This window comes from Mucilaginibacter sp. GW821-FHT07G05 (genome assembly GCF_059418565.1).
Window position 1 is genome coordinate 75,857 of sequence record NZ_JBWKQC010000004.1, and the last position, 13,414, is coordinate 89,270.

At 45.9% G+C, this 13,414-nt stretch carries 10 protein-coding genes; 6 read left to right on the top strand and 4 right to left on the bottom strand.

From position 1 onward, the window contains the following. Nucleotides 1-139: 139 nt before the first annotated feature. Nucleotides 140-1,936 (bottom strand): M61 family metallopeptidase, encoded by a 1,797-nt coding sequence (locus AC07NA_RS11625; RefSeq protein WP_494897734.1) that lies wholly within the window; start codon nucleotides 1,934-1,936, stop codon nucleotides 140-142. Between the two features lie 185 nt (nucleotides 1,937-2,121). Here AC07NA_RS11625 and AC07NA_RS11630 point away from each other — a divergent pair, with 185 nt between their 5' ends. The 5 genes from AC07NA_RS11630 to AC07NA_RS11650 are packed head-to-tail and all read left to right on the top strand — an operon-like array spanning nucleotide 2,122 to nucleotide 8,912. Continuing rightward, nucleotides 2,122-3,195: an efflux RND transporter periplasmic adaptor subunit gene (locus AC07NA_RS11630; RefSeq protein ID WP_494897735.1), complete on the top strand. Its 1,074-nt coding sequence runs from the start codon at nucleotides 2,122-2,124 to the stop codon at nucleotides 3,193-3,195. After that, entirely contained in the window at nucleotides 3,195-6,320 is a 3,126-nt protein-coding gene (locus AC07NA_RS11635; RefSeq protein ID WP_494897736.1) for an efflux RND transporter permease subunit, read from the top strand. The genes AC07NA_RS11630 and AC07NA_RS11635 overlap by 1 nt, the downstream gene beginning before the upstream one ends. 10 nt (nucleotides 6,321-6,330) lie before the next feature. Next, nucleotides 6,331-7,644 (top strand): TolC family protein, encoded by a 1,314-nt coding sequence (locus AC07NA_RS11640; protein ID WP_494897737.1) that lies wholly within the window; start codon nucleotides 6,331-6,333, stop codon nucleotides 7,642-7,644. Nucleotides 7,645-7,686: 42 nt separating this feature from the next. Next, nucleotides 7,687-8,064, top strand: a complete 378-nt coding sequence (locus AC07NA_RS11645) for a response regulator (protein ID WP_345213489.1) — start codon at nucleotides 7,687-7,689, stop codon at nucleotides 8,062-8,064. Further along, nucleotides 8,061-8,912: an N-acetylglucosamine kinase gene (locus AC07NA_RS11650; RefSeq protein ID WP_494897739.1), complete on the top strand. Its 852-nt coding sequence runs from the start codon at nucleotides 8,061-8,063 to the stop codon at nucleotides 8,910-8,912. The genes AC07NA_RS11645 and AC07NA_RS11650 overlap by 4 nt, the downstream gene beginning before the upstream one ends. Here AC07NA_RS11650 and lnt read toward each other — a convergent pair. From lnt to rsmI, 3 genes are all read right to left on the bottom strand, one after another. Next, nucleotides 8,895-10,529 (bottom strand): apolipoprotein N-acyltransferase, encoded by a 1,635-nt coding sequence (lnt, locus tag AC07NA_RS11655; RefSeq protein ID WP_494897741.1) that lies wholly within the window; start codon nucleotides 10,527-10,529, stop codon nucleotides 8,895-8,897. The two genes, AC07NA_RS11650 and lnt, sit on opposite strands and share 18 nt — an antisense overlap. Nucleotides 10,530-10,556: 27 nt before the next feature. Further along, nucleotides 10,557-10,901: a hypothetical protein gene (locus AC07NA_RS11660; RefSeq protein WP_494897742.1), complete on the bottom strand. Its 345-nt coding sequence runs from the start codon at nucleotides 10,899-10,901 to the stop codon at nucleotides 10,557-10,559. 324 nt (nucleotides 10,902-11,225) lie between these two features. Then, on the bottom strand, nucleotides 11,226-11,942 hold the full coding sequence (rsmI, locus tag AC07NA_RS11665; protein ID WP_494897743.1) for a 16S rRNA (cytidine(1402)-2'-O)-methyltransferase: 717 nt from the start codon (nucleotides 11,940-11,942) through the stop codon (nucleotides 11,226-11,228). A gap of 118 nt (nucleotides 11,943-12,060) precedes the next feature. Between rsmI and serS the strand changes: the two genes are divergently transcribed. Beyond that, nucleotides 12,061-13,332 carry a serine--tRNA ligase gene (serS, locus tag AC07NA_RS11670; RefSeq protein ID WP_494897744.1) on the top strand — a complete coding sequence of 424 codons (1,272 nt, stop codon included), beginning with the start codon at nucleotides 12,061-12,063 and terminating at the stop codon, nucleotides 13,330-13,332. The last annotated feature ends 82 nt before the right edge of the window (nucleotides 13,333-13,414 follow it).

The window sequence follows — 13,414 nt, forward strand, 5'->3', positions numbered from 1 at the left end:
CGATTTTCATAAATAGATATTAAGCTATATCCCATTATCGTGCCGAAACATTTTGTATGTATAAAAAGAAAGCCGCCTTATTGCTAAAGCGGCTTTTTGTGTAGTTTTTTTAAGAGTTATATCTGCAAATGTGTACAAATTACTGGCGCAGCCATCTTTTACGCACTTCCAGTTGTTTGGCATTGGCATCGGCAATAGCCTCAATTTTGTATTTAACGCGGGTGCTTTTCAGCAGGGTTACCGGCAATACCAATTGTTTGCCGTCGCGGTTTACGGTAACATTAATTTTATCGCCAACGTTTTTACCGTTCAGTATAGCGGTTGGGTCGGTTACCGGGGTGCCGTCAATGGCGGCAATTTCATCGGTAACGTTAATGCCATCAACCCAGGCCGCGCTGTTGCGTGCTACAGCGCTTACAATTATCTTTCCGCTTATGTTACTGCTTGATATACCTAACGACGGCGTATTTGAATTAGCCAGTTCATTATTCAGTTTATAGCCTGCATAGCCTAAAAACTTGTCATAGTCAACCTGGTCAACACCGTTAATGTATTTCTTATAGAAATCGTCCAGTTTTTTGCCCGCGAATTTTTCAAGCCCCAGTTTAAATTCAGCATCGGTATAACCACGCTTGCGGTTTTTGTAATACTCGGTATACATGTATTTCATTACATCATCTAAAGAGTACTTGCCATCGCTGTCGTTAATAATTTCCAGATCGAGCAGGGTACCTATTACCGCGCCTTTGTTGTAGTAAGATATGGTAGTGTTTGCCGAATTTTCGTTAGGGCGGTAAAATTTGATCCACGCGTCGAAACTCGATTCTGATGCCGATTGTATTTTGGCACCTGGCTGGTTATCCAGCATGTTGAAGTTCCCAACCACATCATCCAGGTAGTTATCTACCGAATAAAGGTTGGTACGACGCACAATGTTATCCTGGTAATAAGCGGTAAAGCCTTCGGCTATCCACAGGTTGGTAGTATAGTTTTCGGTTTCGTAATCAAACGGACCTAAAGCTATCGGGCGCAGGCGTTTAACGTTCCATAGGTGAAAGTGCTCGTGTGATGCCAGTCCTAAAAATCCTTCGTAACCGCGCTCGGTACCATAAGCATCGCGCGAAGCGCCCAATACTGTTGAGCTTAAGTGCTCTAAACCACCGCCGCCGCGCTGGTAGTTATGCACAATAAATACATAACGCTTGTTAGGATTTTCGCCGAATACTGCGGTTTGCTGCTCAATGATCTTGGTGAGGTCGGTTTTAAGGCGTTCTTTATCATAGTTACCACCGCCATACATACATACCTCGTACTTAACGCCGGCCACGTCGAAGCCGAAAACATCCTGGTTACCTACTTCAATAGGCGAATCGAACAGGATATCGTAATTAGGCGCTTTCACCGTGAACGGATCATTGCCTACCTGCTCTAAACTGGTTGATACCTTATCCCAGTTTTTGTACGGTACAATATTGATGGTTGATGGCTGGTTCAGCATGCCTTCAGGATATAGGAAAATGCCCGAAGTTGACAGGAAACCATGTGATGCATCTATCACGCTGGTACGTACTGATATTTCAAAAGCGTAAACCCGATACTTAACGGTAAGCTCGCTAACACCTGCGGTACCAATGTGCCAGGTATTCTTATTGATCTTTACGGCAGATAGGGCATCGCCTTTGTATGACGCGCTAAAGCCTTCTATACTCTTGGCAAACTCGCGGATAAGGTATGAGCCGGGAGTCCACACGGGCATTTTAAGATTGGTGGCTTTTTGGTTTAAGCCGCTTATTTTCATCTCAATATCGGCATAATGTGCCTGTGCTTCAGGAAAAGTAACTTTATATGAAATTTGTGCGCCTTTGGCCTGGCCGGCAATACTCCCCATAGAAAAAGCTATTAAAAAAATAAATGTTGTCAGTCGAAATTTTTTCATCCGGCAATTTATAAATTTTTACAATTCGGCTAAACTTTTATGTAACACAAATAAGATGTAAAATGGTTGATACATAAAAACTTTTGTAAACTATAAGCGATTATTTTGCAGACTGAAAAAGCGCAAATTAATCACTCAGCCACCAACTTAAATTGCCATCAAAATTTCGTTTACTATAATTATTTATGAGAACCAGGTATATCATATACATTGTACTGGCCCTGCTTGTTGGGTTTTTGGTGTATAACAAATTTTTTAGCGGCAAAGACGACCGGATAGCTCCCGGCGATAAGGGTAAAGGCGGCAAACGCGGCGGGCCGGTACCAGTAAGCGTATTGATTGTGCGCGATACCACTGTAAACAATGCCATTGATATAACCGGCACCATCAGCGCTAACGAGCAGGTGAACCTGGTAAGCCAGGCATCGGGCAGTATCACCAATATTTATTTTGATGAGGGCAGCCGGGTAAAGAAAGGCCAGTTACTGGTTAAAATTTACAATCAGGATCTTAAAGCTTCTTTAGCACAAAACGATTACCAGGTAGCCCTGGCCAAGGAGAACGAATACCGTAACCGCGTATTACTGGAGAAAGAGGCGGTAAGCAAGCAGGAGTATGATACCTCGCTGGCCTCATTAAACTCGTTAAAGGCGCAAAGCGAAGCCGTAAAAGCACAAATAGCCCGTACCGAGATCCGTGCGCCATTTTCGGGCGTTATCGGTTTGCGTAATGTTAGTCCGGGTGGGTATTTATCGCCATCAACGCCTATTGCGCTGCTGGTGAATATCGATCCGGCTAAGGTAACCTTCTCGGTGCCGGAGAAATACCTGTCGCTGGTAAAACCGGGCGGTAAAATTGGCTTTACGGTAGAGAGCTCACAAAAGAAATTCAACGCCACAATTTACGCGGTCGATCCGTCTATAGATCAAAACTCGCGTACCATCAACGTAAGGGCAAAAGCGCCAAACGCCGAAGGTTTATTAACCGCGGGCAGTTTCGCCAAGATCAATTTCTCGTTAGACCAGATCCCGAAAACCATTATGGTGCCAACGCAAAGCGTTATCCCCGATTTAAAAAGCAGCAAGGTATACATCGCCAAAAATGGCCTGGCTACCGAGCGGCCCGTTAAAACAGGGATACGTACCGATACCCAAATTGAGATTGTCGACGGCCTGCAACAGGGCGACAGCGTTATTGTATCAGGCATTATACAGTTAAGACCAAAAGCTCAGGTAAACATTTTAAAAGTTATCAAATAATGAGCTTATCCTCAGTCAGTATAAAACGGCCGGTACTGGCCACGGTACTATCGGTAACCATAGTAGTATTTGGCGTTATAGGCTACAAGTACCTTGGTATCCGCGATTTTCCTTCGGTAGATCCGCCTATTATCACCGTGAGTACCTCTTACTCGGGCGCCAACTCTGATGTTATTGAATCGCAAATTACCGAGCCGCTCGAAAAAGCGATCAACGGTGTGCCGGGTATCCGTAATATATCGTCAACCAGTTCGGTAGGGAGCAGTAACATTACGGTTGAGTTTAATTTGGATGCCGATCTGGAAACCGCCGCTAACGATGTGCGCGATAAGGTATCGCAGGCCCAGCGCCAGCTGCCGCAGGATATTAACGCCCCGCCGGTAGTAACCAAGGCCGATGCCAACGCCGATAACATTATTACCCTTACGGTAAGCAGTACTACCCGTAACATCACCCAGATTAACGACTACGCCGAGAACGTGTTACAGGAGGGCCTGCAAACCATCCCGGGTGTAAGCCAGATCAATATACAAGGGCAGCGGCAATACGCTATGCGCCTGTGGATTGACCCAAACAAACTTTCTGCATTAAACTTAGCGGCCAGCGATATCAGCGCGGCCTTAGCGCAGGAAAACGTGGAGCTGCCCGCTGGTAAGATACAGGGTAACAGCACCGAGGTAACCATACGTGCATTGGGTAAGCTCACCACCGAAAAAGATTTTAACGACATGATCATCCGCGCGGATAGCAACAGGGTGATCCGCCTGCGCGATATTGGTTACGCCGTATTGGGTTCGGCCAATGAGGAAACATCATTAAAAGAATCAGGCGTACCCGAAGTTGGTTTGGCCATAGTGCCGCAGCCGGGTGCCAACTACGTGCAGATAGCCAAAGATTTTTACATCCGGTTAGATCAGATCAAGAAAGATCTGCCAAAAGATATACAGGTAAAAGTAGCTTTAGATAATACCAAATTCATCAACCAATCTATCACCGAGGTTGAAGAAACCTTGCTCATCTCTTTTGTGCTGGTGGTAATTATCATTTACCTCTTCTTCCGCGATTGGCTGATCGCTTTCCGCCCGCTGATAGATATCCCGGTTTCGCTTATCGGGGCTTTCTTTTTGATGTATATTTTCGGCTATTCCATCAACATCCTTACCCTATTGGGTATAGTACTGGCCACCGGTTTGGTGGTGGATGACGGTATAGTAGTAACCGAAAATATCTATAAAAAGGTAGAAGAAGGGATGGACATCCGCAAGGCCGCTTTTGAAGGTTCGGCCGAGATCTTCTTCGCGGTGGTATCTACCTCGGTAACACTGGCGGCGGTGTTTTTACCCATTATGTTTTTACAGGGTTTCACCGGCCGCTTGTTCCGCGAGTTCGCGGTGGTGGTTTCGGGGGCGGTGTTGATATCGGCATTCGTATCCCTGTCGTTAACGCCAATGCTTAACGTAAAGCTGATCCGCAAAAACCAAAAGAAATCGAAGTTTTATGAAGATACCGAACCGTTCTTCGTAAACATGACTAATTCTTATACCGATACGCTCATCAAATTCATGAAGCGTAAGTGGGTTTCATTTGTGATACTGGGCGCATCACTGATCATTATAGGTGTACTGGTAAACGTATTGCCGTCAGAGTTGGCTCCCCTTGATGATAAAAGCTTACTGCGTTACAGCGTAACCGGATCAGAAGGTGCTACTTATGAGTACATGACCAAATATATGGATAAGGTGGCCACCCTGGTTGACGATTCCATTCCCGAAGCTAATGTAAACATCGAAGTAGTATCGGGCGGTGGCGGCGGTGGCGGTTCAACCAATAACGGTTTTGGCCGTATTGGTTTGGTAGCGCCCGATAAGCGTGTTCGCAGTCAGCAGGAAATTGCCGACTGGCTCAACAAAAAACTAAGCCGCATGCCCGATGCCCGTGCCATTGTGGTGCAGGAACAAACCATTAGCGGTGGCGGTAGCGGCGCGCGTACCTCTTTGCCGGTACAGTTCGTTATACAAAACCAAGATTTTGAAAAGATCCGTAAGGTACTGCCCGACTTTTTCGCAGAGGTAAATAAAAGCCCCGTTTTCCAGGGAACGGATGTGAACCTTAAATTTACCAAGCCCGAAATACGGGTAATTACCGATCGCGACCGTGCCCGTGACCTGGGCGTATCGGTTGCCGACATAGCCCAAACTTTGCAGCTTTACTACAGCGCGGGCCGTTTAGATTACTTTTTGATGAACGGCAAGCAATACCAGGTAATAGCACAGGTTGACCGTGCCAACCGCGATCAACCGCTCGACCTTAAATCGGTATATGTACGTGGTACACGTGGCAACCTGGTACAGCTGGATAACGTGGTAAAGGTGGATGAAGGCGCTACACCACCATCTATATATCACTTTAACCGCTATAAATCGGCCACCATACAAGCCGGACTTGCGCCGGGGAATACCGTAGGCGATGGTATTGCCGAAATGAACCGCATTGCCAAGCAACTGCTCGATCCTACATTCAGCACAGCCCTAAGCGGTTCATCCCGCGACGCGGCAGAGAGTGCGTCTAACCTCGTGTTTGCGTTCGCGTTCGCGCTGGTGCTTATCTATCTGGTACTGGCCGCGCAGTTCGAAAGCTTTGTTGATCCGTTCATTGTAATGCTTACCGTTCCGCTGGCTATTGCCGGGGCGTTCCTGTCGTTATGGTTATTTAACCAAACCCTCAATATTTTCGGGCAGATAGGTATTATCACCCTCGTTGGTTTGGTTACCAAAAATGGTATCCTTATCGTAGAGTTTGCCAATCAGCGCATGGAGCATGGCCTGTCGAAATACGAGGCAGTGGTTGAGGCGGCTACAGCACGCCTTCGCCCTATATTAATGACCAGTTTGGCCGTGGTGCTGGGCGCGGTGCCAATAGCGTTCGCGCTGGGTGCAGGTGCCAAAAGCCGGGTATCGTTGGGTATTGTAATTATGGGCGGGATGATCTTCTCGCTGGTGCTTACCCTGTATGTGATCCCTACCATGTACCTCGTATTCGCCTCAAAAACACGCCGCGACCCCGATGCTGAATTGCCGGAAGATAACGAACCTGTAAAAACACAAAAATTGATTGAAAAGCTGTAGTACGATGAACATGAAAAAGACACTTTTCCTGATATTAAGCCTTGGCGTTTTTACCATAACGGCGCATGCGCAAAACCCGCAGCGGCTTACCCTGCGCGAGGCAATTGAAATTGCCTTGAAGAACAACTACAACATACAGCTGTCGCAAAACCGTTCAACCATTTCAAAAAACAATGTTACGCTGGGTAACGCGGGTATTTTGCCGGTGGTAAGTGCCGATGTTACATCAAGCAATAGTATACAAACTACCAACCAAACCCGTGCCGACGGTACTACCAACAATATTACCAACGCCAAAAATACAGGCATTACCTACGGCGCCAATCTCAACTGGACCATATTTGACGGCTTTGCCATGTTTGCCAATTATGATCAGCTGAAAGAACTGGAAAAACTGGGGCAGATAGGTTTGCAGGATACCATACAAAGCACCGTAGCCAATGTGATCAATACCTATTATAGCCTCATCAGCCAAAACGACCAGATAAAGGCGCTTAACGGCGTGCTGGCCATATCACGTACGCAGGCCAAATACGCTAATGATAAATACAGCGTAGGCCGGGCATCAAAGCTGGAAGTAAATACCGCGCTGGTGAATGCCAATATCGATACCGCTAACCTCATCAACCAGATACAGCAGTTCAAAACCACCAAAATTCAGCTGAACCAGTTACTGGTGCGCGACCTGCAAACAGATTTTGTAGTGGCCGATACCATCATCGTTGACGAAAGCCTCAAACTTGGCGATATTATTAACGACGCGCAAAGCAAAAACCCATCGGTGCTGGCATCGCAAATAAACAAACGCCTGGCCGAAATCAATTTGAGGCAGGTGAAAGCGACCCGTTACCCGCAAATTTCGGTAACATCGGGCTATACCATCAGCGACAGCAAGAACCCATCAGGCTTTGCGCGGGTGCAAAATTCAAAAGGCTTTAATTATGGCCTAACGGCATCTATCAACATATTTGATGGCTTTAACCAATGGCGGCGCGAGCGCAATGCTAAGCTGCAAATAAATAATGCAGAGTTGAGCTACAAGCAAACACAACAAAACATTGAAGCTACCGTTAGTAACTTTTATATAAGTTATTCGTCTGGGCTTGACTTGATTAAGTTAGGGCAAACCAACGTAACTCTTGCCAAGCATAATCTTGATCTTTCTTTAGAGAAATACCGGTTGGGGAACATTACGCCGCTTGAAATACGCGAAGCGCAAAGGAATTACCTTGATGCTCAATCGCGGTTCTCGGCAGCGCAGTATCAGTCGAAAATGGCGGAAGTTACTTTAAAACAGATAACTAACAGTATAAATATTCAATAAATATTGAAAAGTTATTGTTTAAAAAGCTAATTTTGAACTTATATGGTGCCCTATAAATTTTGCCTGCTGATTGATGACAATTACATTGATAATTTTGTCACGAGCAGAATTTTGGAAACGGCCCATTTTGCCGAGAAGATAGTTGTATTTCAATCTGCCGGCGAAGCCATTGAAGCTCTGCGCAGTACGGAGATAAAACCCGATGTGATCTTCCTGGATATCCGTATGCCGCTAATGAGTGGCTTTGAGTTTTTGCAGGAGTATGATAAGCTGGAAATTGATAAAAACGATATCAAGATCTTCATGCTGTCATCATCGCTTGACCCTAATGATCTGCGCCGGAGTTCAAATAACAAGTATATTACCCAATTTATTCATAAGCCGCTCACCTTTCAGGTGCTCGAGGAACTTAGTGCATGATATTAGTTGCTGATAGCGGTTCTTCAAAAACGGATTGGCTGTTGACATTACCACAACAGGAACCGAAAGCTTTTAGAACCGACGGATTAAACCCTTACTTTTTATCGGAAAAGGAGATCGTTAAAATATTGCAGGCCCAGGCCGCCGATATGATCGCCTTTAATACCGAAGTTACCGAGATCTATTTTTTTGGCGCGGGTTGTTCAAGTCCGGACAGGCACGAGATCGTATCAAATGCGTTGAGCCAGCTTTTCCCTACGGCATTTGTTAGTGTGGATAGCGACCTGTTGGGTTCGGCCTACGCTACCTGCGGTCACGAGAAAGGCTTATGCTGCGTGTTGGGTACCGGCTCAAATATTTCTTTTTTTGATGGCGAGGATATCCACGAGGGCGAACATGGTTTAGGTTATGTATTAGGCGATGAAGGTTCGGGCACGTGGTTTGGCAAAGCGCTGATCACCGATTTTTTATACGGCAAAATGCCTGATGCCATCAACAAGCAGTTTAACGAGGCCTACCATATTAACCGCGAAACGGTGATCAAGAATGTGTACCAGGCACCCAAGGCTAACTCTTACCTGGCATCGTTCACTAAATTTTTATACAACATCAGGGAAACTCCTTACGCGCAGCAACTGTTGCGAAAAGGCTTTCAGGAGTTTATTGATACCAACGTAAAGCCCTATCCGCAGCACCATAAATACAAATGTAATTTTGTGGGCTCTATAGCCTATGTATTTGCCGATGAGCTTAGCCTTATGCTAAACGAAAATGGCATGAGGCCGGGCAAAATATTGCGCCAGCCTATTACCGATCTGTTGGCCTTTATTTTAAGCCGCGACAGTTAGTTTCTTTTTCCCGAATTTTAATCTGAATACTATCCAAAGGATACCGGCTAAGGCTAACAAGCTTGCCGTTTTGGGGATGTAATCGCCGTATTGCACGTAAAAGGTAATATCCGAGTTAAGGTTGATATCTTGCTTAATAGCTGTTCTCTCCCACCATTCGGTATGCTTAACTACATCGCCGCGCTGATTGATAAATGCCGATATCCCGGTATTGGCCGAGCGGCATACCCAACGACGGGTTTCTATGGCACGCAGTTTGGCATAATCTAAATGCTGATCTTTACCCGATGTGTTTTCCCACCAGCCGTCGTTAGTAATTATGGCGATGAATTGCGCGCCGTTCTTCACTGATTTAGCCACCCAATCGCCCCAGATAGATTCATAACAAATCACCGGATCAACCCCGATACCGCTTTGCGAATAAAAAACACCGGGTTTCTCCTGGCTGCCATAGCTGCCGGTAGCGCCACCTAAATGTTCAAAAACCGGTTTCAAAAAAGATAAAGCTTCGCCGAAAGGCAACTCTTCGGCCCCCGGTACCAGGCGCGATTTATGGTAAAATTGTACTTCGGGCGAGTTTTCGATATTTACTGCCGCGTTAAACCTGTCGTAAAACTGACGGCCTTTATCATCGTAAGGGTTAGATGTAGGAGTAAGGCGACTGTTGTATACCTTGTAAGTTTCGGCTCCGGTAAGTACGTTGCCGTTTTTATACTTGCTCAAAAAGTTCTTTACCTCCATAAAAGCCATATCGCCGCGGATATCCTCCTCATTCTTATAATCGGGGATAGCGGTTTCAGGCCATATAAAAAATTCGGTATTAGGCTGGGCCAATGAGTCGGACAGGTGAGTAAGCGCAGCCAGTTGCACCGGCACAGGGATGCCTCCACTTTTTTGGTATGGATCTATATTAGGCTGGGCCACCACAATGTTAGATGGATTAGGTATTTCACGATAGCCATAATACGTAACCAGCGAAAACCCAAGCGGCAATACCAGTGTAAATGCAGCCGCTATGATCAATCTTAACCTGCGTTGTTTGGCGGCGTTCTCCTTCAACCCAAGATATAAAAGAAATAACAGGATATTAAGCGCCAATACCCAGATCGTACCGCCATACACGCCCGTATACTCATACCACTGCACCCATTTATGCGATACCGCGAACCCATTACCCAGCGTCATCCAGGGGAAATTAAGATCCCAGTTTTGGTGCAGGTATTCGTAACCGATCCAAAATATTACCAGGCCTATCAACGAGTAACCCCGGTTGGTGATGAGCCTCAACCTGTAATACAGCCAGCAAGCCGACGACATGAGCAGCGGCCCCAGCGAGTAAGGGATCAAACTGATGGGGATGGCCACAATAGTGCCTGCCTCTTTAAGCGAGTTATACACCCAGTAGATACACAGCGTGTTCCAGATGAAAAAGCCGATAAAGGTAGTCCAGAAGATCTTTTTACCCGTATGCCTGGTTGACGAGGCCATGATGTTCTCCATCGCCATCAGCATGGGTACAAAACCCACAAAAAGTAAAAAGGTAGTATACGAAGTTGGCGGCCAGGCTATCCAAAGCAGCAACCCCGAAAATACGGATAGAAGTATGTTTTTTTTCATTAGTATGTTCTCTCTCGTTAAAGAGACTTATAAGTCAATCAGATCAAACGTTTCATATTCAACAACTATGTTACCTGAATTTAATACGATATTTATTTTGTTCTGAACAATAGTAAGCTGCTCTGTTCCAAATTCAAGTTGAGTTGTGCTTACCTTTCGTTCTTCTATTTCTAAAATAGTTGGAAAGCCATCAAACGGTATTGTTTTAACTGAATAGGCATACACCTTATTAAAACGCAGTATTTTGCGTTGAAACACATTATTGGGCCAATCCACAGGAAAATCAATAAGCAACTCCAATGTTTGAGTTTCCGTGAGCTGTTTTATCTCTAATAATGCAGCATCATGAAAAGAAAAATCTCCAATATTCATTTAAAGCGCGCCTATTTTCAAGTCTAACCTTATTAAGTTCATTTGTCATTGCGAGGCACGAAGCAATCTCGTAGCTGTGCGTTCGACGGGATTGCTTCGTACCTCGCAATGACACTCTGTTTTTTTAAGCCAGGGAACGATGTGTTTTCAGGAAGACCACATGTCATCTCGACCGTAGGGAGAGATCTTCTTCGCCCTGTAAGTCTGCTACTTGCCTGGAGTAGAAGATTTTTCGCTACCGCTCAAGAGAATAGTTTCTCCTCGTTCCTCGTTCGAAATGACAAAACTTGGTGATCCCAATGCCTGCCATAGACCAAACAACATTTATTCCTGCTCTTCCCGCAACCTTGCTTTCAAGGCCTTCGCGTCCTCTTTACCCTGTACACAAATTACAAACTCCCCTTTTACCGGGTGCGTTTCAAAATATGTTTTTACTTCGGTTACGGTACCCCGCACGGTTTCCTCAAACATTTTGGTGAGCTCGCGCGATACTGATACCGGTCTGTCGGCACCAAAATAGGTAGCCATCTCTTCCAGCGTTTTTAATAAACGGTGCGGCGACTCATACAGTATCAAGGTTCGCTCTTCTTCGGCTAATATTTTATAGCGGGTTTGCCTGCCTTTTTTCAGCGGCAAAAATCCTTCAAAACAAAACTTATCAGTAGGGAAACCCGAGTTTACCAGCGCCGGTACAAATGCCGTAGCGCCGGGCAGGCACTCAACCGCCAGCTCATGCTTTAAAGCCTCACGCACGAGGTAAAAACCAGGGTCGGATATGGCAGGTGTGCCCGCATCAGAGATAAGGGCAATGTTTTTGCCTTCCTTTAAAAAACGGATGATCTCGCCCGATGACTGGTGTTCGTTATGCTGATGGTGCGAAAATACCTTTTGATGAATATCAAAATGCTTCAGCATGGGTGCCGATGTGCGGGTATCTTCGGCAAGTATCAGGTCGGCTTCCTTTAAAATGCGGATAGCCCTGTAGGTCATGTCCTCCAGGTTGCCAATTGGGGTGGGTACTAAATAAAGTTTACCGGCCATTTTTTAGTTTGCAGTTAAACGTTCGCAGTAAGCATTGCCTTGCAGGTTAATAAAAAACTGCAAACTTCACACTGCAAACCGCCAACTGATTATATCTTTGCCTTTTAAAAATAAAATAATGCTGCAAGTTAGTTATATCCGCGAGAACAGGGAACAGGTATTAGAACGTTTGGCTGTAAAAAATTTTAAACAACCCGAGCTGGTTGATGAAATTATTCAATTAGATGAAAAACGCAGACAAACCCAAAACCTGTCGGATTCGGTAGCTGCCGAAGCTAACGCCGCCGCCAAAAAAATTGGCGAACTGATGCGCAGCGGTAATAAGGAAGAAGCCGAGGGTCTGAAAGCCAATACCGGCAAATGGAAAGAAGATATTAAAACATATACCGAGCAATTAGCCGCTGTAGAAGAAGAACTATACCAAAAGCTGGTGCTGTTGCCCAACCTGCCACATTCATCAGTACCCAAAGGCTTAACGCCCGAAGAAAACGAAGTAGTTTTGGAGAACGGTACTATCCCCGAACTGCCTGCCGGTGCCTTGCCGCACTGGGAGCTGGCCGCCAAATACGGACTGATAGATTTTGAACTGGGTGTTAAAATAACCGGGGCAGGTTTCCCGGTGTACAAGGGCAAAGGTGCCAAATTGCAACGCGCGCTAATCAACTTCTTTTTAGATGAAGCCGAAAAAGCAGGGTACAGCGAGGTAATGGTTCCGCTATTGGTTAACGAGGCATCTGGCTTTGGTACCGGGCAACTGCCGGATAAGGAAGGGCAGATGTACCACGTGGGTATAGATAACTTATACCTGATACCTACTGCCGAAGTACCGGTAACCAACTTATATCGTGATGTTATTTTAAAGGCCGATGAACTGCCGGTGAAGAACTGCGGCTACACGCCATGTTTCCGTAGGGAAGCAGGCTCTTACGGCGCGCACGTACGCGGACTGAACCGTTTACACCAGTTTGATAAAATTGAGATCGTTCAAATTGTAAACCCGGAAGAATCATACAAAGCGCACGAAGATATGAGCGCGCATGTGCAAAGCCTGCTGCAAAAGCTTGGCCTGCCATACCGTGTATTACGTTTATGTGGTGGCGACATGGGCTTCGCGGCAGCACTTACCCACGATATGGAAACCTGGAGCGCGGCGCAACAACGCTGGCTGGAGGTATCATCAGTATCAAACTTTGAAACTTTTCAGAGCACTCGCCTTAAACTACGTTTCCGTAATGCCGAAGGTAAAACCCAACTGGCCCACACCCTAAACGGCAGCGCCCTGGCCTTACCGCGTATCGTAGCCACCCTGCTGGAAAATAACCAAACCGAGAATGGCATTAAAATACCGGAAGCATTAGTGCCGTATACTAAGTTTGAGTGGATTGATTAAGACGCCGCCAGGCTTTTCACGCTGTCATGCTGAGGAACGAAGCATCTATTAGCCGACTTAAATAGCGAAGAAGATTCTTCGT